This is a genomic window from Streptomyces sp. NPDC001219, from assembly GCF_053597915.1.
The window spans coordinates 95,489-114,576 of record NZ_JBSFJF010000011.1 but is presented as its reverse complement, the minus strand read 5'-3'; the positions used below and the strand labels follow the sequence as shown (position 1 = coordinate 114,576).

Below are 19,088 nucleotides of genomic sequence, written 5' to 3'. Positions count from 1 at the left end.
CGTGTCCAGGAGGGTTGTGGCGTACCTGGACACGAGGGCCGGTCAGGTCCGCGACCGGGCGTCCCCTACGCGCCGCCCTGCGAGAGCGTCAGCGCCGATCCCGTGTGCAGCGTGAGCCGCACCGGCACGAAGCGGGTCGCCTCGGCCGGCGCCTCCCCGGTGCCGGAACCGCGGGCGTAGCGCGGATGGGCGCCGCCGCTGACCTGGAGACGTATCCGGTGCCCTGCGGCGAAGCGGTGGGCGGTGGAGCTCATCGGCACGGTGACCTCCGAGGGGGTCTGTCCGGTGGTCCGCAGCCGCGTCAGCCCGTCGCAGATGTTCGTGGACCGGCCCTGCGCGTCCACGTCGCAGAGGCGGGCGAAGACATCGGCGTGACCGGTGTCCGTGGCGATCCGCAGCCGGGCGGAGACCGGGCCGACGACGTCGACGGGCTCGGCCAGCGGCGCGCTCGTGAACGTCAGGACGTCCTCCCGCGCTTCCAGCTCGCGGTTGTCCCGGGGACCGGCGGCACGGGAGAGCAGCCGCCCGCCCACGGACGGGGTGGGGTCATCCGGGTCGTAGCGGAAGTCCGCCAACGGGCCGGATTCCAGCGGGGCTTGTGTGCCGAGCGTCCCCTTCGCCGCCGGGAACCAGTCGGTGGTGGCGGGGGCCGGCGGCCAGTCGTCGAGGTCCCGCCAGGCGTCCTCGCCGCCGACATGGACGCGTACGGGAGTGGGGCGCAGCCCGGCATGGTCGCCGCACAGGTGCGCACGCAGCCAGGCGAGGCTCTCGGCGAAGACCTCGGGCCAGCCCTGCTGCATCGCGGAGGTGTGCGTCCAGGGGCCGACCAGCAGCGAGGACTCGCAGCCGGCTCGGCGCAGCCGGTCGAACTGCTGGAAGCTCTGGTCGGCCAGCCCGTCGTGCCACCCGGTGACCAGGCAGGTGGGCACGGCCGACCGCTCCGCCGCGGCGGCCACCGAAGCGCCGTCCCAGTACGGGTCGTCGGCGTCCGGGTGGGTCATCACACCGTCCAGCCAGGGCACTTCACCGAGGGCGGACTCATACGCCCGGCGCAGCGGCCGCGCGCTCGTGATCTCCCGCAGCCGGCGCTGGAGGCGCAGCGCCGCCCGCCCGAACGGCATCACCCCCCGGTGCTGGTACGTCATCCCGAGGCCGACGGCGAGGGCGTTCTCCTGGAGGAGCGCACCGCCCGAGTGGAAGAGGGCATGGGGGTCGTGCAACCCGACGTGCACCACCATCGCCTTCAGCTCCGGCGGCGGGTCCAGGGCGAGCGCCCACTGCACATAGCCCAGGTAGCTGGGGCCGATGGTGCCCAGCACCCCGGTGAACCAGGGCTGCTGCCGCAGCCAGGCCACGGTGGCCTGCCCGTCCCCGGCCTCGTTGCGCCACAGGTCGAACCGGCCGCCCGAGCCACCGGTGCCACGGCAGCTCTGGAGCACCACATGGAAGCCCTGTTCGGCGAAGAGGACCCCGAACAGCGGCGACCACGGCACGCCCCTCCCGTAGGGCGAACGCACGAGCAGGGTGGGGAAGTCGCCCTCCGCACGCGGGAAGTAGTGGTCGGTACGCAGCGTGCTGCCGTCCGCGGCCGGCACCGCGAGCCCCGGCTCCCAGCCGGTCTCGTACCGCCTGGCCGGGAGCCCCCGCCAGATGGCCCGCATCATCCGCGAGGACAGCGGCGGCTTCCCGGCCGGCGCGACCCAGCGGGCCCCCGGTACGACGTCATGCGTGTGCGGCGTCATGTTCCCCTCCACTAATTATCGTACGTTGCACGAGAATACGGGACGGACGGCTTCCTCACACAACTCCGGCCGGGAGGACGGGAGATGAGGCGGGCGCCTGGCGAGGGCGCCCCTGCTCCCGCTCCCGGAGCAACGCCCTCCACAACGGCTGGATGAGACGACCGGCCTGGCGGCGCTGCACGACGGTGTCATGGAGAGTCGTCAGGAGCTCCTGGAGGCGCTTCAGGGCGGAACCGCCGGGTTGCACGAGGAGAACGGGGAGCTGCGCCGCTGCCAGGAGCAGATGCTCGCCGAGCTGGGCGAGATACGGGAAGAGTTCCGCACGATGCGGCAGGAGAGGACGCAGGCCCCGCCCTCGCCCCCGCCTTCGGAGAGCGACGTGAACGCGAGCGGCGAACCCCCGGCCGATTCCGGCCCCTCGGTCACCGGCCCCCGCCCCGGCCGATGCGGGCAGCGACACCGCGCTCTCGGGCCGCTCGTTGCCGGAGCGCACCCGTCCGCCCGAGGGGTAGCGGCGAAGAGCCGGGCAGAACGGCCCGCACCACACCACGTGGTGCGGGCCGAGCGGGCCGGGCCTGGCGGCTGCTGTGCTCCCGGCGCCCGGCCGGCTCAGCCCTCGGCGCTGCCGTCGTCGCCCCGGCTCCTGCCGCGGCGGTGGTCGTCGCCGTCGCCGTTGCCGCGGCTCGCGCCTCCGGCCGGGCCGCCGGTGTCCTCCCCGCCCCCATCCCCGTGACCGCCCCCGTCACCGTCACCGTCCCCGTGCCCCTCCTCCGCGTCGGAAGCGCCCCCGGTCTCCCCCGCCGACCCGCCCTTCGCCGCCGTCCGGCGGGCGATTTCCTCGCGGGCCGCGGCGGTGGCGACCGAGGGCCAGACGCGGTCGAGGGAGGCGTTCATGGCGGCGCCTACCAGGACCGCGAAGGCGGAGACGCCGATCCAGAGGAGGACGGCCACAGGGGCGGCCAGGGAGCCGTAGATCGTGGGGCCCTCGACCGTCGAGGTGAGGTAGAGGCGCAGGAGGAAGCTGCCGAGCAGCCACATGCCGAGGGCGGCGACCGCGCCGGGGATGTCCTCCGGCCAGGGTGAGCGGACGGGTACGGAGGCGTGGTAGAGGGTGGTCAGGAAGGCGACCGACAGGAGCAGGACGACCGGCCAGTACAGCGCGCGGATGATGTGCTCGCTCGCGGGCAGCCAGCCCACCACGGTGTCGGGGCCGGCCACCATCAGCGGCAGCGCGACGGCGCCGACGAGCAGCGCGGCGAGGTAGAGCGCGAACGCCAGCAGCCGGGTCCTGACGATGCCGCGGCGCCCGTCGAGCCCGTACATGATGGTGATGGTGTCGACGAAGACGTTCATCGCCCGGGAGCCGGACCACAGCGCGATGGCGAAGCCGAAGGAGATGACATCCGGGCGGCGGCCGGTGAAGACGTCGTTGAGCAGCGGCCGGGCGATCTCGTTCACGCCCTTGTCGGACAGCACGGTGCCGGCGCCCTGGAGGATGCGCTGCCGGACGCTGTCGATGGTGTCGTGGCCGATCCAGGCGTCCGTGTAGCCGAGCACGCCCAGCAGCCCGAGGATCAGCGGCGGCAGCGACAGCAGACTCCAGAACGCGGCCTCGGCGGCCAGGCCGGTGACCCGGTACTTCATGCAGGAGTGGACGGTGTCCTTCAGCAGGAGCCAGGCCAGCCGGCGCTTGGAGACATTGCGGTAGAGGGCACGGGCCTTGGTCAGACGGCCCGCGGGCCACTCGGTTGGTTCGTTCTCCTGCTGCACCTCCTTACCGTATCCGGCATGGCAGCCACCACTCACACGGTCACGAACCAGCCCCCGCCGCTGGTCGGCTATGACGTCTTCGCGAACGACCCGGCCCTCACCGAGGGCATCACCCGGTACATCGCCCCCGAACGGCTCGACGAGGTGCGCGAGGAGCTGGGCACGCTCGGCAAGGCGGCCGGCTCCGCGCACGCCCGGCGGTGGGCCGAACAGGCCGACACCCATCCCCCGGTGCTGCGCACCCACGACCGCTACGGCCACCGCATCGACGAGGTCGAGTTCCACCCGGCCTGGCACCGGCTGCTCGGCCACGCCGTCACGGCCGGACTGACCGACGCCTGGTCCCGGCCGGACGGCCATGTCCGCCGCACGGCCGGCTTCATCGTGTGGACCCAGGCCGAGGCGGGGCACGGCTGTCCGGTCTCGATGACCCATGCGGCGGTGCCCGCGCTGCGCGCCGAGCCGGAGCTGGCGGCCGAATGGGAGCCGCTGCTGACCTCCCGGGTGTACGAGCAGGAACTGCGGCCGGTCGCCGGGAAGGGCGGCGCGCTGGCCGGGATGGCCATGACGGAGAAGCAGGGCGGCAGCGACGTACGGGCCAACACCACCCGCGCCGAGCCGCTGGCCGCGCCCGGCGAGTACGTCCTCACCGGGCACAAGTGGTTCTGTTCGGCGCCGATGTCGGACGCCTTCCTGGTGCTGGCGCAGGCGCCCGGCGGGCTGACCTGCTTCCTGCTGCCGCGGGTGCTGCCGGACGGCAGCCGTAACGCCTTCCGTATCCAGCGGCTCAAGGACAAGCTAGGCAACCGCTCGAACGCCTCGGCGGAGGTCGAGTTCGACGGGCGGACCTGGGCGCGCCGGGTCGGCGAGGAGGGCCGCGGGGTGTCGACGATCATCGAGATGGTCGCGGCGACCCGGCTGGACTGTGTCAGCGCGTCCGCGGCGGTGATGCGGCAGGCGGTGGCGCAGGCGCTGCACCACAGCGCCCACCGGGAGGCCTTCGGCGGCCCGCTGATCGACAAGCCGCTGATGCGCAATGTGCTGGCCGACCTCGCGCTGGAGTCGGAGGCGGCCACCACGCTCGCGCTGCGGCTGGCGGCGGCGTACGACGGTGACACCGAGCGGGACCGGCACTTTCTGCGGCTGGCGGTGCCGGCGGCGAAGTACTGGGTGACCAAGCGGTGCACCCCGATGGTGGCCGAGGCGCTGGAGTGCCTGGGCGGCAACGGCTATGTGGAGGAGTCGGGGCTGCCGCGGCTGCTGCGGGAGGCGCCGCTCAACTCGATCTGGGAGGGCGCCGGCAATGTCCAGGCACTGGACGTCCTGCGGGCGCTGCGGCGTGAGCCCGAGGCGCTGAACGCGTTCCTGACCGAGATCGGGGCGGCGCGGGGCGCGGACCACCGGCTGGACCGGGCGATCAAGGGCATGCTCACCGAACTCGCCGACCTGGAGGGCATCGAGGCGCGGGCCCGGCGGCTGGTGGAGCGGATGGCGCTGGTGCTCCAGGGATCGCTGCTGGTGCGCCACGCGACACCGGAGGTCGCGGACGCGTTCTGTGCCTCCCGGCTCGGCGGCGACGCGGGCGCGGCGTTCGGCACGCTGCCGCACACCCTGGACCTGGCGGCGGTGGTGGAGCGGGCCCGGCCGGTGGTCGGCCGCTGAGCCGCGCACGCCGGACCGGCCGGTCAGCGACGCGGCGGCGGCTCCCCGCCGGCTCCGGGCCTTGCCGCACGGAGCCTGCGGGGACAGGGGGTTGCCGCCGCCGCGCCGGTCAGGGAGCGGTGCCGCGCCGACCCGGCACCGCTCCCCGGTCTCAGGGGCGGCCGGGACGTTCCGGCGGGTCCGCGGTGCGCCCGCGCGCCGCCGCGTCGATGGCCACGACGATGTCGCCGTCCGGTGCGTCCGGCGGGAAGGCGAGCAGCACACCGCGCGCCTCGTAGTAGCGCAGCACCCGGCAGGCCTCGTCGTCGCCGTTCCACTCCGCGCCGAGCAGCAGCACGACGAGGTCGGCGAAGGCCAGCGCGGGCAGCAGACCGCCGGTGCCGGCCACCCGGTCCAGGAGCTGCGGGGCGCCGTCGATCACATAGCCGTCGGCGGGCAGCGGCTGACGCCTGATCAGCAGGTCGACGGCGGGCAGCCGGGGAATCCCGTAGTGCTCCGCCAGCCGGGCCGCACGCACACCGCGTACGCCCTCGTCCGCTCCGATCACCACGACGCGCGGGGCAGCGGCCATCCTGGTGGGTCCCCTCCCCGCACTGCCGACATCACACACGGCGGCCGATGGCGTCCCCGGCGCTGCCGGCGGGTTCCCGACGGGTGACCGGCGAACCCGCGGTGGCGGGGCGCCATCGGCCGCTGCGCCCAGATTCCCGGGAACGCGTCATAGGCCACAACGGTTGCAGTCCGTTGCAGTGCGCCGGTACGGACCTGGACAATGGCCGTTCCAGGACTGCCTGGTGACGGCACGAGGGGCCGCGGCCCCGGGACAGTGCACAACGGAGAGCAGCGTGAGCGACAGACCGATCGACAGTGCCATCTGGTCGGCCCAGGACATCCGTGTGACCGCGCACCGCCTCGCCTCGGTCCGGGACGCCGTACTCGGGGGCGAGGCACCGTCCGACGGTCCGTCCGACGCGCCCCGGGCGCTCATCGGTGAGTCCTGGCGCCGGGTACGGGGCTCGGGCGTGGACCCGGACCGTGACCGGCCCCAAAACCTGCTGCCCGTCGCGGAGTTGGAGCACCGTCGGCAGAGGTCCGGGCTGGCGCCGGTGCTGCCGGTGCTCAACGAGGGGCTGCTGGCGGCGGCCGACGCCGCGCAGCAGATCATGGTCGTCACCGATGCCGAGGGCCGGGTGCTGTGGCGGGAGGGCAGCGCGCCGGTCCGGCGGATGGCCGACCGGCTGGGCTTCGACAAGGGCGCCGACTGGGCGGAGGACGTCGTCGGCACCAACGCCATCGGCACCGCGCTGGTGGCCCGCCGTCCGGTGCTGGTGCACTCCGCCGAGCACTACGTCCGCAGTCACCGCCAGTGGACCTGTGCCGCCGCGCCGCTCCACGACCCGCGCGACGGACGGCTGTTGGGCACCGTGGACGTCAGCGGCCCGGCGCCCGGCTTCCACCCCACGACGCTGTCCCTGGTGTCCGCGGTCGCCCGGCTCGCCGAGGGCGAGCTGCACTCCCGGCATCAGCTCACCCTGGAGCGGCTGCGGTCGACCGCGGCGCCGGTGCTGGCGCGGATCGGCGGCCGGGCACTGGCCGTCGACCCGAACGGCTGGGTCGTGGGGGTGACGGGCCTGACCCCGCCGGACCGGGTGGCGCTGCCCAGGCCGCCCGAGGCCGGGCCGCTGTGGCTGCCGCGCTACGGCATGTGCGCCCTGGAGCCGCTGCCCGGCGGCTGGCTGATCCGCGTCGGACAGCGGGAGCGGGACACCGGGCCGAGCCGGGTGGTGCTGGACGTCAGCGGCCGGGCCGGCTCGACGGTCACCGTCAGCGGACCGGCCGGCAGCTGGTCGCACGAGCTGACGCCGCGCCATGCCGAGCTGCTGTTCGTGCTGGCCGCGCATCCGCAGGGGCGCAGCGCCGCCGAACTCGCCCGGGACCTGTTCGGCGACGACAGCCGTACGGTCACGGTGCGCGCGGAGCTGTCCCGGCTGCGCCGCCATCTCCCGAGCGTGCTGGCGCACCGGCCGTACCGCTTCACGGACGGGGTGGAGGTCGAACTCCGGCTGCCGCCGCAGCCGGTGCATCTGCTGCCGCAGTCACTGGCTCCGGCGGTGACGGCGGCACGGCGGGGCTGAGGGCCGTCCCGCGGGGAGCGCCGGGGGCCGAGGGAGCGGGCGGCGGAAGCCCCTGATGGCCGGGGCGGGAAACCCTGGTGGGCCGGGGCGGGAAAACCAGGTGCGGTGCCGCGGGGCCCGCTCCTAGAGTGACCGTGCTCTGAAGCAGCTCTCCAGAAGGACGTCGCAGAACGGGAGCAGCCCCGCGCGCCTCGCACGCGCGGAGCCGGATGAGCGGGCGACACGACGACCCGTGCTCACGCATGCCCGCATGCCCTTCTGGAGGACCCCACCATGTCCGTAGGCCTTGGCCTTCCCATCGGCGACCCCGCACAGCTGCTGAGCTGGGCCCGGCGCGCCGAAGCCACCCCGTTCGCCACCGTCGCCCTCCTCGACCGGCTGGTGTTCGGCAACCCCGAGCCGCTGGTCACGCTGGCCGCCCTGGCCGGCGCCACCTCCCGGATTCGGCTGCAGACCGAGGTGCTGCTCGCCCCGCTGCACCGCACCGCGCTGCTCGCCAAGCAGGCCGCCACACTCGATGTGCTGTCCGGCTCCCGCTTCACCCTCGGCATCGGTATCGGCGGCCGCGACGACGACTACCTGGCCGCCGGGGTCGACCTGCGCACCCGCGGCCGGCGGCTCGACGCGCAGATGGCGACCCTGCGGCGGCTCTGGTCCGGTGAGCCGCTCTCCGCGGACGTCGGCCCGGTCGGCCCCGCACCGGCGCGGCCCGGCGGGCCCGAGGTGCTGTTCGGCGGTTTCGTGCCCGCCGCGCTGGAACGGGTCGCGCGCTGGGGCGACGGCTTCCTCGGCGCCGCGCTGCCGCCCACACACATGGAGCCGCTCTTCCGTCAGGTGGAGGACGCCTGGGACCGGGCCGGACGTGCGGGCCGCCCGCGGCTGCTGGCCCAGGTCAACGCCGCGCTCGGCCCGCAGCCGACCCTCGACCGGGCCCGCGCCGAACTGCGCGCCTACTACGCGCCGCACAGCTACACCGACCACGTGGTGAACGGCCTGCTCACCTCCGGAGAGCAGATCCGCGAGGCGGTGGCCGCGTTCCGGGCGATCGGCGCGGACGAGGTGATGCTCTACTGCTGGTCCCCCGATCCGGACCAGGTCGAGCGGCTGGCGGGGGCGGTGTTCCACGGCGGATAGCGGGCCGGGTGGCGGGGCGCGAGCCCCCGCCACCCGTTCGGCCGACTGCTGTCGCTGCCGGGCCGGGGCCCGCCTAGCGTGCCGACTGCGGGCCGCGCGCCTCCCGGACGCGCGGCCACGGGAGGTGAGTGATGAGCCCGCCAGGCCCGCCGGACGCGGCGCCCGGGGAGCCGGCGGCCCCGCGTCGGCCCCGGTGGGGCGCGCTGGCGCTGGCCGGTCTCGTCGGCCTCGGCATGGTGCGGCAGGGGCTGTCCGGCGAGGCGGACGGGCCGCCGCAGCCGGGAGCCGGTTCGGCGCTCTTCCCCGGCGACCTCCCGCCCGCCGGCCCGGCGCCGCCGCCGCTGCCCCGTTCCGCCCCCGCCCAGGTGGCGATTCCCTCGCTCGACGTCGCGGCCGCGCTGATGCCGCTGGGCCTGGACGAGCGCGGCGGGATCGAGGCCCCGCCGGCCGAGGACCCCGGGCTGGCGGGCTGGTACGCGGACGCGCCGACGCCGGGGGAGAACGGCACCGCCGTGATCGTCGGGCATGTCGACAGCCGCAGCGGGCCCGCCGTCTTCTACGGGCTGGGCGCGCTGGAGAAGGGCCGGACGATCCGGGTGACCCGCGAGGACGGGCGGACCGCGGTCTTCGAGGTCTACGGCACCCAGGTCTTCGACAAGCGGAAGTTCCCCTCCCGGAAGGTCTACGGCACCACGGGCCGTCCCGAGCTGCGCGTGCTGACCTGCGGCGGCGCCTACACGGCGGGCTCCGGCTACGCGGGCAACGTGGTGGTCTTCGCCCGGATGACGGAATCCGGCCAGGGCGACCCGCCGCACCGGTGACCCCGGGAAGCCGGAGAGCCGGGGAGGGCCCGGCGGGCCGGGGATGCCCCACGAAGTGAACCGGTGTCTCACGATGCGGGACGCGCCCTGTCCCCGGCGGCCCGGCGCGGCTCCCGCTGGCCCCTCGCCCCTGACCCTCTGGCCCCCGCCGCACCCCTTCCCCGGCGCGTCCGGGCCCCGGTGTGATGTGCTGGCCGCATGAGCATCTCGGTCACCACCTGGCACCTTGAGCAGACCTCGCCCGCCGACCTGTCCCCCGCCCAGGTGCCGCCGGCCGGACAGGGCGTCCGGATCGTCCGCGCCGAGGTGCCGTCGCCCGAGTTCAGCCGCTTCCTCTACACGGCGGTGGGCGGGGACATCCTCTGGACCGACCGGCTGGCCTGGTCGTACGCCCAGTGGGTGGAGTTCCTCGGGCGGCCGGGAGTGGAGACCTGGGTGGCGTACGAGCACGGGACGCCCGCCGGGTTCATCGAGCTGGCGGCGGAGGCGGACGGCTCCGTGGAGATCACCTACTTCGGACTGATACCGGCGTTCCAGGGGCGCCGGATCGGCGGGCAGCTGCTCACGTACGGGGTCGAGCGGGCCTGGGACCTGGCCGGACGCTGGCCGGGGCGGACGCCGACCAAGCGGGTGTGGCTGCACACGTGCAGCAAGGACGGCCCGCACGCGATGGCCAACTATCAGCGGCGCGGCTTCCGGCTGTACGAGACCACGGTCGCCGACGAGCCCGAGACGCCGGTCCCCGGACCGTGGCCCGGCGCGGGCCCGGTGGCGGCCGGCCGTCCCGCCGGAGCGTGACCGGCAGCACACCGTCTCGCCATGCGGGACAGAGTTGTCCGAATAATGGATGGCGGTGGACTGGCCGGAGAACGGCGTGCCAGGCTTCCGTCATGTCTCGAGCTGGAATTGCCTTGGTGAGTCGGCGGCACGTCGACCTCGGCCGCATGTCCAGCGCCATTTGTCGGGCGGGCTGAGGCTGCCTCCACCAGGGGCTTCCCGGCCCCCGGCAGCACCCAGCAGCACCGCATCTCACGCCGTCCCCATCGTCGCGGACGCGCTGACACCCCCTTGACCCGCTGACCTCCCCGACGCGTTGCCACGCGCCGCCTTTCGGTGTGTCCGCGCAGGTCGTCGTGTGTCCGGCGACCGTCCCGACCCCCTGAGCCCGCCCAGAAGGACGTACACCCATGGCCGCCTCCTCCGAAGTCCCCGCAGCTGCCACGACCCGCCGCAAGGCCGGACGCCACCGCGGCGAGGGCCAGTGGGCCGTTGGCCACCACACGCCCCTCAACGGCAACGAGCAGTTCAAGAAGGATGACGACGGTCTCAATGTGCGGACACGCATTGAGACGATCTACTCCAAGGCCGGCTTCGACTCGATCGACCCCAACGACCTGCGCGGGCGGATGCGTTGGTGGGGCCTGTACACCCAGCGCAAGCCCGGGATCGACGGCGGCAAGACCGCGATCCTGGAGCCGGAGGAGCTGGACGACAAGTACTTCATGCTGCGGGTCCGCGTCGACGGCGGACGGCTGTCCGTGGCCCAGCTGCGTGCGATCGGCGAGGTCTCGGAGCAGTACGCCCGCGGCACCGCGGACATCACCGACCGGCAGAACATCCAGCTGCACTGGATTCGCATCGAGGACGTCCCCGCCATCTGGGAGAAGCTGGAGGCCGTCGGGCTCTCCACGACCGAGGCGTGCGGGGACTGCCCGCGCGTGATCATCGGTTCCCCGGTGGCCGGTATCGCGGCGGACGAGATCATCGACGGCACCCCGGCGGTGGACGAGATCCACGACCGCTACATCGGCAGCAAGGAGTTCTCCAACCTGCCGCGGAAGTTCAAGACCGCGATCTCCGGCTCCCCGGTCCAGGACGTGGTCCACGAGATCAACGACGTGGCCTTCGTCGGCGTCGTCCACCCCGAGCACGGCCCCGGCTTCGACCTCTGGGTCGGCGGCGGGCTGTCCACCAACCCCAAGCTGGCCCAGCGCCTGGGTACCTGGGTGCCGCTGGACGAGGTCGCCGACGTGTGGGCCGGCGTCGTCGGCATCTTCCGCGACTACGGCTACCGCCGGCTGCGCACCCGCGCCCGGCTGAAGTTCCTGATGGCCGACTGGGGCCCGGAGAAGTTCCGCCAGGTGCTGGAGGACGAGTACCTCCGGCGCAAGCTGACCGACGGCCCCGCGCCCGAGGAGCCGCTCTCCCGGTGGCGCGACCACATCGGGGTGCACCAGCAGCAGGACGGCCGCTTCTACGTGGGCTTCGCCCCGCGCGTCGGCCGGGTCGACGGCACCACCCTCACCAAGATCGCCGAACTGGCCGGTGCCCACGGCTCCGACCGGCTGCGCACCACCGTCGAGCAGAAGATGATCGTCCTCGACGTCGCCCAGGACCAGGTCGACTCGCTGGTCGCCGGGCTGGAGGCGCTGGACTTCCAGGTCACCCCCTCGCCGTTCCGGCGCGGCACGATGGCCTGCACCGGCATCGAGTTCTGCAAGCTCGCCATCGTCGAGACCAAGGGCCGCGGCGCCTCGCTCATCGACGAACTGGAGCGCCGGATGCCGGACTTCCAGGAGCCCGTCACCATCAACCTCAACGGCTGCCCCAACGCCTGCGCCCGTATCCAGGTCGCGGACATCGGCCTCAAGGGCCAGCTGGTCCTGGACGACGACGGCAACCAGGTCGAGGGCTACCAGGTGCACCTGGGCGGCGCGCTGGGCCTGGAGCCCGGCTTCGGCCGCAAGGTCCGCGGTCTGAAGGTCACCGCCGACGAACTCCCCGACTACGTCGAGCGGGTGCTGCGCAACTTCGACGCGCAGCGCACGGACGGCGAGCGGTTCGCCCAGTGGGCGGCCCGTGCGGAAGAGGGTGCGCTGAAGTGAGCGAGCCTCGGCGCGCTGCGCCGGCTGGACTGAGGAGCCGCGCAGTGACGAAGGAACGAGCAGTGACGAGGGAAGCCGGCGCATCCAAGCGCGCCGAGGCTGAGCGGGGGACACAGTGAGTGAACGTGCCGCACCTTTCTACTGCCCGTACTGCGGCGACGAGGACCTGCAGCCCTCCGAGGAGGGCCATGGTGCCTGGGAATGCCGGGCCTGCAGCCGGGCGTTCCGGCTGAAGTTCCTGGGCCTGCTGGCGCCGGGAGGCACCAGTGGGACCCCTTCCGCTTCCGCTTCCGACGGAGGTACCTCGTGACCACCGCTACCGACCTTCAGCAGCTGGCCGAGCAGGCGGGCCGCGACCTGGAGGACGCGTCCGCCCTGGAGATCCTCGCCTGGGCCGCCGAGACCTTCGGTCCGCGCTTCTGCGTCACCTCCTCGATGGAGGACGCGGTCGTCGCACACCTGGCCTCGCGGGCCTTCCCGGGCGTCGACGTGGTCTTCCTGGACACCGGCTACCACTTCCCGGAGACCCTCGGGACCCGGGACGCGGTGGCCGAGGTGATGGACGTCAACGTCATCACCCTGACGCCGCGTCAGACAGTGGCCGAACAGGACGCCGAGCACGGCCCGAAGCTGCACGACCGCAACCCGGACCTGTGCTGCGCACTGCGCAAGGTCGCGCCGCTCGAAGAGGGCCTGGCCGGCTACGACGCCTGGGCGACGGGCCTGCGCCGGGACGAGTCGCCGACCCGGGCGAACACCCCGGTCGTCGGCTGGGACCCCAAGCGCCGCAAGGTGAAGGTCTCCCCGATCGCCCGCTGGACGCAGGCCGACGTGGACGCGTACGTGGCGGAGCACGGGGTGCTCACCAACCCGCTGCTGACGGACGGCTACGCCTCCGTCGGCTGCGCGCCCTGCACCCGCCGGGTGCTGGAGGGCGAGGACGCCAGGGCCGGCCGCTGGGCCGGCAGCGACAAGACCGAGTGCGGGCTGCACGGATGACCGAGCATCAGGAGATATCCATGACGGGCGCCACGATCTGGCTGACCGGTCTGCCGAGCGCGGGCAAGACGACCCTCGCGCACGAGCTGGCCGGCCGGCTGCGCGGCGAGGGCCACCGGGTCGAGGTGCTCGACGGCGACGAGATCCGCGAGTTCCTGTCCGCGGGCCTGGGGTTCACCCGCGCGGACCGGCACACCAACGTGCAGCGCATCGGCTTCGTGGCCGAACTGCTGGCGAGCAACGGCGTCAAGGCGCTGGTGCCGGTGATCGCGCCGTACGCGGACAGCCGCGAGGCGGTGCGCAGGCGCCACCAGAGCGAGGGCACCGCCTACCTGGAGGTGCATGTGGCGACGCCCGTCGAGGTGTGCTCCGAGCGGGACGTGAAGGGCCTGTACGCCAAGCAGGCGGCGGGCGAGATCTCCGGGCTCACCGGCGTGGACGACCCGTACGAGGCCCCCGAGTCGCCCGATCTGCGCCTTGAGTCGCACACCCAGACCGTGCAGGAGTCCGCGGCGGCGCTGCACACGCTGCTCACCGAGAGGGGACTGGCATGACCACCACCGCTGCCGTGACCGAGAACGCCGGGGACAGCGACAACCCCTACGCGCTGTCGCATCTGGACGCCCTGGAGTCCGAGGCGGTGCACATCTTCCGTGAGGTGGCGGGGGAGTTCGAGCGGCCGGTGATCCTGTTCTCCGGCGGCAAGGACTCCATCGTCATGCTGCACCTCGCGCTGAAGGCGTTCGCGCCGGCCGCGGTGCCGTTCTCGCTGCTGCACGTCGACACCGGGCACAACTTCCCCGAGGTGCTCGACTACCGCGACCGCACGGTGGAGCGGCACGGGCTGCGGCTGCACGTCGCCTCCGTGCAGGACTTCATCGACCGCGGCGAGCTGCGTGAGCGCCCCGACGGCACCCGTAACCCGCTGCAGACCGTCCCGCTGCTGGACGCCATCGACAAGAACCGCTTCGACGCGGTCTTCGGCGGCGGCCGCCGGGACGAGGAGAAGGCGCGCGCCAAGGAGCGGGTGTTCTCGCTGCGTGACGAGTTCGGCGGCTGGGACCCGCGCCGGCAGCGCCCCGAGCTGTGGCAGCTCTACAACGGCAAGCACTCCCCCGGTGAGCACGTCCGGGTCTTCCCGCTGTCCAACTGGACCGAGCTGGACGTGTGGCAGTACATCGCCCGCGAGAAGATCGAGCTGCCGGCCATCTACTACGCCCACGAGCGCGAGGTCTTCGCCCGCAGCGGCATGTGGCTGGCGCCCGGTGAGTGGGGCGGCCCGAAGGACGGCGAGCGTCTGGAGACCCGGCAGGTGCGCTACCGCACCGTCGGCGACATGTCCTGCACCGGCGCCGTCGACTCCGACGCCGACACCATCGAGGCCGTGATCACCGAGATCGCCGCCTCCCGGCTCACCGAACGGGGCGCCACCCGGGCCGACGACAAGATGTCCGAGGCCGCCATGGAGGACCGCAAGCGCGAGGGGTACTTCTAACCATGAGCACGTCCACGAGTGCGATCGACGCCCTGGCCACGGGTGCCACCTCGCTGCTGCGTTTCGCCACCGCCGGCTCCGTCGACGACGGCAAGTCGACCCTGGTGGGACGGCTGCTGCACGACTCCAAGTCGGTGCTCGCCGACCAGCTGGAGGCCGTCGAGCACGCCTCCCGCAACCGCGGGCAGGAGGCGCCCGACCTGGCGCTGCTGACCGACGGGCTGCGCGCCGAGCGCGAGCAGGGCATCACCATCGACGTCGCCTACCGCTACTTCGCCACCCCGCGCCGCCGCTTCATCCTGGCGGACACCCCGGGGCATGTGCAGTACACCCGCAACATGGTCACCGGCGCCTCCACCGCCGAGCTGGCCGTGGTGCTGGTCGACGCCCGCAACGGTGTCGTCGAGCAGACCCGCCGGCACGCCGCGGTCGCCGCCCTGCTGCGCGTCCCGCACGTCGTCCTGGCCGTCAACAAGATGGACCTGGTCGACTACGCCGAGCCGGTCTTCGCGGCCATCGCCGAGGAGTTCACGACGTACGCGGCCTCGCTGGGCGTCCCGGAGATCACCGCGATCCCGATCTCGGCGCTGGCGGGCGACAACGTGGTGTCGCCGTCGGCGAACATGGACTGGTACGGCGGCCCGACGGTGCTGGAGCACCTGGAGACCGTGCCGGTCGTCGCCGACCCCGCCGACGACCCCGGCCGCTTCCCGGTCCAGTACGTGATCCGTCCGCAGACCGCCGAACACCCCGACTACCGCGGCTACGCGGGCCAGGTCGCCTCCGGTGTGCTGCGCGTCGGCGAGGCCGTCACCGTGCTGCCCTCGGGCCGGACGAGCACCATCGAGGCGCTCGACGTGCTCGGCCGGTCCGTGGACGTCGCCTGGGCACCGCAGTCGGTGACCGTCCGGCTCGCCGACGACCTGGACATCTCGCGCGGCGACCTGATCGCCCCGACGGCCACCGCGCCCGGCGTCTCGCAGGACATCGAGGCGACCGTCTGCCATGTGGCGGACCGTCCGCTGACCGTCGGGCAGCGGGTGCTGCTCAAGCACACCACCCGCACGGTCAAGGCGATCGTCAAGGACATCCCGTCCCGGCTGACCCTCGACGACCTCTCCCAGCACCCGGCGCCCGGTGAGCTGGCCGCCAACGACATCGGGCGGATCGTGCTGCGCACGGCCGGGCCGCTGGCGCTGGACGCCTACGCCGACTCCCGCCGCACCGGCTCCTTCCTGCTGATCGACCCGGCCGACGGGACGACGCTGACCGCGGGCATGGCGGGCACCGCCTTCGCCGAGGCGGCGGAAGAGGCCGCACCGGCGGCCGCGGCGGACGACGAGGGATGGGACTTCTGAGCATGCTCCAGGACGTGTTCTCGACCTTCGCGAAGGAGGGCGGCCGCATCGGCAGCGGCGCCCTGGGCAGCGGGCAGGGCGGAGTCGGCCGATGTGTGCGCTGACGATGCTCCACTCCGTACCCCCCACACCCCCCTTCCGAAGATCCACAGCTTCGCCGGGCGCGCCTTAGCGGGCGCGCACCGCCCGGCCCTCCGAGAGGACCTCCTCCCGTGTCTGCCGTTCGACACCGCCTGCTGGCGGCCGCCGCGACCGTCCCGCTCCTGATAGGGGCGCTGGGCGCCTGCGGCTACGGCTCCGAGGCCAAGAAGGACACCGCCGCCGGTGTCGCCCCCAAGGGGGCCAAGACCGACGGGCTCGATCACCTGACGATCGGGTACTTCGGCAACACCACGCACGCCACTCCCCTGATCGGTCTCCAGAACGGCACGTTCCAGAAGGAACTGGGCGGCACCGAGGTCAAGTCCTCCGTCTTCAACGCGGGACCCGAGGAGATCGAGGCGCTCAACTCGGGCGCCATCGACATCGGCTGGATCGGCCCCTCCCCCGCGATCAACGGCTACGCCAAGTCCCACGGCAAGAGCCTGAAGATCATCTCGGGTTCGGCCTCCGGCGGTGTCTCGCTGGTGGTCAACCCCAAGAAGGTCAAGGGCATCAACGACCTCAAGGGCAAGACGATCGCGACGCCGCAGCTGGGCAACACCCAGGACGTCGCGCTGCTCAACTACCTGGCCGGGAAGGGCTACAAGGTCAACCCGACCACCGGCAAGGGCGATGTCACCGTCCAGCGCACCGACAACAAGGTGACGCCCACGGTCTTCCAGCAGGGCGGCATCGACGGCGCCTGGGTTCCCGAGCCCACCGCGTCCAAGCTCGTCGCCGAGGGCGGCAGGACGATCCTGGACGAGAAGAAGCTGTGGAGGGACGGGAAGTTCGTCATCACGAACATGATCGTCTCGCAGAAGTTCCTCAAGGAGCACCCGAAGGCCGTCGAGGCGGTGCTGCGCGCCTCGGTGAAGACCAACGCCTGGATTCGCTCGCACCCGGCCGAGGCGAAGAAGGCCCTCAACGAGAGGCTCGCCTCCTCGGGCGTCGCCGGCAAGGCCCTGCCGCAGAACGTCATCGACCCGGCGTTCAGGAACGTCGACCTCACCGACGACCCGCTGGCCGCCACCCTCCAGGAGGAGGCCGACCACGCCGTCAAGGCGGGCCTGCTCAAGAAGCCCGACCTCAAGGGCATCTACGACCTCACCCTGCTGAACAAGGTGCTCAAGTCCCAGGGCAAGCCGCCCGTCGACGACGCCGGACTCGGCAGCAAGTAGCCCCGCCCGCAGCACGCACTCCCCCAGGAGGTGACACCGATGACGACCACCACGCTCACCAAGCAGCAGCCCGCCACGGCGGACACGGGCACCACCGTGCCGTACGCGGCCCGCATCGACCATGTCTCGAAGTCGTTCGGCCGCACCGGCGCACAGCAGCATGTCCTGGACGACATCAGCATCGATGTGGCGCCCGGCGAATTCGTCTGCATCCTGGGGGCCTCGGGCTGCGGCAAGTCCACCCTGCTCAACCTGGTGGCCGGCCTCGACGCGCCGTCCGCCGGCGCCATCGAGACGCCGGACGGCCGGCCGGCCCTGATGTTCCAGGAGCACGCGCTGTTCCCGTGGCTGACCGCGGGCCGCAACATCGAACTGGCGCTGCGGCTGCGCGGGGTGCCGCGCGCGGAGCGCCGTGAGGAGGCCGAGCGGCTGCTCGAACTCGTCCGGCTCAAGGGCGCCCACGGCAAGCGGGTGCACGAGCTGTCGGGCGGCATGCGCCAGCGGGTCGCGATGGCCCGTGCGCTCGCCCAGGACAGCCAGCTGCTGCTGATGGACGAGCCGTTCGCGGCGCTCGACGCGATCACCCGCGATGTGCTGCACGACGAGCTGACCCGCATCTGGCGCGAGACCAACCTCTCGGTCCTCTTCGTCACCCACAACGTCCGGGAGGCCGTACGGCTCGCCGAGCGGGTGGTCCTGCTGTCCTCCCGCCCCGGCCGGATCGCCCGGGAGTGGCGGGTGGACATCCCGCAGCCGCGCCGCATCGAGGACGCCGCGGTCGCCGACCTTTCCATCGAGATCACCGAACAGCTCCGTGGGGAGATCCGCCGCCATGGCCAGCACTGACACCAAGGCCCCGGCCGCCGCCGGGGACACCGACACCGCCGACGGCACCCCCGGCGGCACCGCCGGGGACATCGCCGGACTGGAGGCCGGGCTCGACGCCCTGGAATCCAGGGTCGTCGACCGGCAGCCCTGGCTGCGTACCGCCGTCTCGAAGGCGTTCCCCCCGCTGATCGCCATCGCGATCGTGCTCGGGCTGTGGCAGCTCGCCTACCACTTCGAGCTCAAGCCGCACTACCTGCTGCCGAGCCCCGTCGACGTGGGCCGCTCGCTCCAGCAGAAGTGGCTGGAGGGCACCCTGCTGAGCTTCGTGTGGACCAGCGTCTCGCGCGGTGCGCTCGGCTTCCTGGCCTCGGTGGCCATCGGCACGGTGCTCGGTCTGGTCGTCGCCCGGGTCAAGGCCGTCCGGGCCGCGATCGGGCCGATCCTGAGCGGGCTGCAGTCCCTGCCCTCGGTGGCCTGGGTCCCGGCGGCGATCATCTGGTTCGGGCTGAGCGACGCCACCATCTACACCGTGGTGCTGCTCGGCGCGGTCCCGTCCATCGCCAACGGGCTGGTGGCCGGGGTCGACCAGATCTCCCCGCTCTACCTGCGGGCCGGCCGCACCATCGGTGCCACGGGCCTCGCCGGGGTCCGGCATGTGCTGCTGCCCGCCGCGCTGCCGGGCTACATCGCCGGGCTCAAGCAGGGCTGGGCGTTCTCCTGGCGTTCCCTGATGGCCGCCGAACTCATCGTGAACGCACCCGACCTGGGCACCGGCCTGGGCCAGCTGCTGGAGCAGGGCCGGGAACTGCAGGACATGTCCTGGGTGCTGGCCGCGATCCTGCTCATCCTCATCGTCGGCATCGGCATCGAGCTACTGATCTTCGCCCCCGTCGAGCGCCGGGTGCTGCGCAGCCGCGGCCTCCTCGTGAAGAGCTGA

At 73.1% G+C, this 19,088-nt stretch carries 18 protein-coding genes; 15 read left to right on the top strand and 3 right to left on the bottom strand.

What is annotated here, in order from left to right; translation table 11 throughout:
* Window positions 1-65: 65 nt before the first annotated feature.
* Entirely contained in the window at window positions 66-1,742 is a 1,677-nt protein-coding gene (locus ACWC9R_RS09840; protein ID WP_450730072.1) for a CocE/NonD family hydrolase, read from the bottom strand.
* Window positions 1,743-2,351: 609 nt separating this feature from the next.
* Window positions 2,352-3,512, bottom strand: a complete 1,161-nt coding sequence (locus tag ACWC9R_RS09835) for a YihY/virulence factor BrkB family protein (RefSeq protein ID WP_450730070.1) — start codon at window positions 3,510-3,512, stop codon at window positions 2,352-2,354.
* An 18-nt stretch (window positions 3,513-3,530) separates the two neighbouring features.
* Between ACWC9R_RS09835 and ACWC9R_RS09830 the strand changes: the two genes are divergently transcribed.
* Window positions 3,531-5,174 carry an acyl-CoA dehydrogenase family protein gene (locus ACWC9R_RS09830; RefSeq protein ID WP_450730068.1) on the top strand — a complete coding sequence of 548 codons (1,644 nt, stop codon included), beginning with the start codon at window positions 3,531-3,533 and terminating at the stop codon, window positions 5,172-5,174.
* A gap of 151 nt (window positions 5,175-5,325) precedes the next feature.
* Here ACWC9R_RS09830 and ACWC9R_RS09825 read toward each other — a convergent pair whose 3' ends face one another.
* Window positions 5,326-5,745 (bottom strand): hypothetical protein, encoded by a 420-nt coding sequence (locus ACWC9R_RS09825; RefSeq protein WP_450730066.1) that lies wholly within the window; start codon window positions 5,743-5,745, stop codon window positions 5,326-5,328.
* Window positions 5,746-6,019: 274 nt separating this feature from the next.
* Here ACWC9R_RS09825 and ACWC9R_RS09820 point away from each other — a divergent pair, with 274 nt between their 5' ends.
* The 14 genes from ACWC9R_RS09820 to ACWC9R_RS09755 all read left to right on the top strand — a co-directional run bounded on the left by ACWC9R_RS09820 (window position 6,020) and on the right by ACWC9R_RS09755 (window position 19,088).
* Entirely contained in the window at window positions 6,020-7,309 is a 1,290-nt protein-coding gene (locus ACWC9R_RS09820) for a GAF domain-containing protein (RefSeq protein ID WP_450730064.1), read from the top strand.
* 273 nt (window positions 7,310-7,582) lie between these two features.
* Window positions 7,583-8,443 (top strand): LLM class flavin-dependent oxidoreductase, encoded by an 861-nt coding sequence (locus ACWC9R_RS09815; RefSeq protein WP_450730062.1) that lies wholly within the window; start codon window positions 7,583-7,585, stop codon window positions 8,441-8,443.
* 131 nt (window positions 8,444-8,574) lie between these two features.
* Window positions 8,575-9,264, top strand: coding sequence for a class F sortase (locus ACWC9R_RS09810; protein ID WP_450730060.1), 690 nt, complete (start codon window positions 8,575-8,577; stop codon window positions 9,262-9,264).
* A gap of 198 nt (window positions 9,265-9,462) precedes the next feature.
* Window positions 9,463-10,062, top strand: a complete 600-nt coding sequence (locus ACWC9R_RS09805) for a GNAT family N-acetyltransferase (protein ID WP_450730058.1) — start codon at window positions 9,463-9,465, stop codon at window positions 10,060-10,062.
* A 92-nt stretch (window positions 10,063-10,154) separates the two neighbouring features.
* A complete protein-coding gene (locus ACWC9R_RS09800) occupies window positions 10,155-10,238 on the top strand; it encodes a putative leader peptide (RefSeq protein WP_350257049.1) in 84 nt (27 codons plus the stop codon).
* A gap of 213 nt (window positions 10,239-10,451) precedes the next feature.
* Window positions 10,452-12,149 carry a nitrite/sulfite reductase gene (locus ACWC9R_RS09795; RefSeq protein WP_450730056.1) on the top strand — a complete coding sequence of 566 codons (1,698 nt, stop codon included), beginning with the start codon at window positions 10,452-10,454 and terminating at the stop codon, window positions 12,147-12,149.
* Between the two features lie 115 nt (window positions 12,150-12,264).
* The gene (locus ACWC9R_RS09790; RefSeq protein WP_450730054.1) at window positions 12,265-12,459 is read left to right on the top strand and encodes a hypothetical protein; all 195 of its coding nucleotides are present in this window, start codon (window positions 12,265-12,267) and stop codon (window positions 12,457-12,459) included.
* Entirely contained in the window at window positions 12,456-13,148 is a 693-nt protein-coding gene (locus ACWC9R_RS09785; protein ID WP_450730052.1) for a phosphoadenylyl-sulfate reductase, read from the top strand. Before ACWC9R_RS09790 ends, ACWC9R_RS09785 begins: the two co-directional genes overlap by 4 nt.
* A gap of 20 nt (window positions 13,149-13,168) precedes the next feature.
* Window positions 13,169-13,702: an adenylyl-sulfate kinase gene (gene cysC, locus ACWC9R_RS09780; RefSeq protein WP_362605000.1), complete on the top strand. Its 534-nt coding sequence runs from the start codon at window positions 13,169-13,171 to the stop codon at window positions 13,700-13,702.
* Window positions 13,699-14,643 carry a sulfate adenylyltransferase subunit CysD gene (cysD, locus tag ACWC9R_RS09775; RefSeq protein ID WP_450730050.1) on the top strand — a complete coding sequence of 315 codons (945 nt, stop codon included), beginning with the start codon at window positions 13,699-13,701 and terminating at the stop codon, window positions 14,641-14,643. Before cysC ends, cysD begins: the two co-directional genes overlap by 4 nt.
* A gap of 2 nt (window positions 14,644-14,645) precedes the next feature.
* Window positions 14,646-16,001, top strand: coding sequence for a sulfate adenylyltransferase subunit 1 (locus ACWC9R_RS09770; protein WP_450730048.1), 1,356 nt, complete (start codon window positions 14,646-14,648; stop codon window positions 15,999-16,001).
* Between the two features lie 212 nt (window positions 16,002-16,213).
* Window positions 16,214-17,323 (top strand): aliphatic sulfonate ABC transporter substrate-binding protein, encoded by a 1,110-nt coding sequence (locus ACWC9R_RS09765; protein WP_450730046.1) that lies wholly within the window; start codon window positions 16,214-16,216, stop codon window positions 17,321-17,323.
* Window positions 17,324-17,362: 39 nt separating this feature from the next.
* Entirely contained in the window at window positions 17,363-18,169 is an 807-nt protein-coding gene (locus tag ACWC9R_RS09760) for an ABC transporter ATP-binding protein (RefSeq protein WP_450730044.1), read from the top strand.
* Window positions 18,156-19,088 carry an ABC transporter permease gene (locus tag ACWC9R_RS09755; protein WP_450730042.1) on the top strand — a complete coding sequence of 311 codons (933 nt, stop codon included), beginning with the start codon at window positions 18,156-18,158 and terminating at the stop codon, window positions 19,086-19,088. Before ACWC9R_RS09760 ends, ACWC9R_RS09755 begins: the two co-directional genes overlap by 14 nt.

Bases quoted from the DNA above. Each gene is read 5' to 3' on its own strand.
- ACWC9R_RS09840 (WP_450730072.1), bottom strand. From the start codon at position 1,742: ATGACGCCGCACACGCATGACGTCGTACCGGGGGCCCGCTGGGTCGCG.
- ACWC9R_RS09830 (WP_450730068.1), top strand. From the start codon at position 3,531: ATGGCAGCCACCACTCACACGGTCACGAACCAGCCCCCGCCGCTGGTC.
- ACWC9R_RS09825 (WP_450730066.1), bottom strand. From the start codon at position 5,745: ATGGCCGCTGCCCCGCGCGTCGTGGTGATCGGAGCGGACGAGGGCGTA.
- ACWC9R_RS09815 (WP_450730062.1), top strand. From the start codon at position 7,583: ATGTCCGTAGGCCTTGGCCTTCCCATCGGCGACCCCGCACAGCTGCTG.
- ACWC9R_RS09810 (WP_450730060.1), top strand. From the start codon at position 8,575: ATGAGCCCGCCAGGCCCGCCGGACGCGGCGCCCGGGGAGCCGGCGGCC.
- ACWC9R_RS09805 (WP_450730058.1), top strand. From the start codon at position 9,463: ATGAGCATCTCGGTCACCACCTGGCACCTTGAGCAGACCTCGCCCGCC.
- ACWC9R_RS09800 (WP_350257049.1), top strand. From the start codon at position 10,155: ATGTCTCGAGCTGGAATTGCCTTGGTGAGTCGGCGGCACGTCGACCTC.
- ACWC9R_RS09795 (WP_450730056.1), top strand. From the start codon at position 10,452: ATGGCCGCCTCCTCCGAAGTCCCCGCAGCTGCCACGACCCGCCGCAAG.
- cysC (WP_362605000.1), top strand. From the start codon at position 13,169: ATGACGGGCGCCACGATCTGGCTGACCGGTCTGCCGAGCGCGGGCAAG.
- cysD (WP_450730050.1), top strand. From the start codon at position 13,699: ATGACCACCACCGCTGCCGTGACCGAGAACGCCGGGGACAGCGACAAC.
- ACWC9R_RS09770 (WP_450730048.1), top strand. From the start codon at position 14,646: ATGAGCACGTCCACGAGTGCGATCGACGCCCTGGCCACGGGTGCCACC.
- ACWC9R_RS09760 (WP_450730044.1), top strand. From the start codon at position 17,363: ATGACGACCACCACGCTCACCAAGCAGCAGCCCGCCACGGCGGACACG.
- ACWC9R_RS09755 (WP_450730042.1), top strand. From the start codon at position 18,156: ATGGCCAGCACTGACACCAAGGCCCCGGCCGCCGCCGGGGACACCGAC.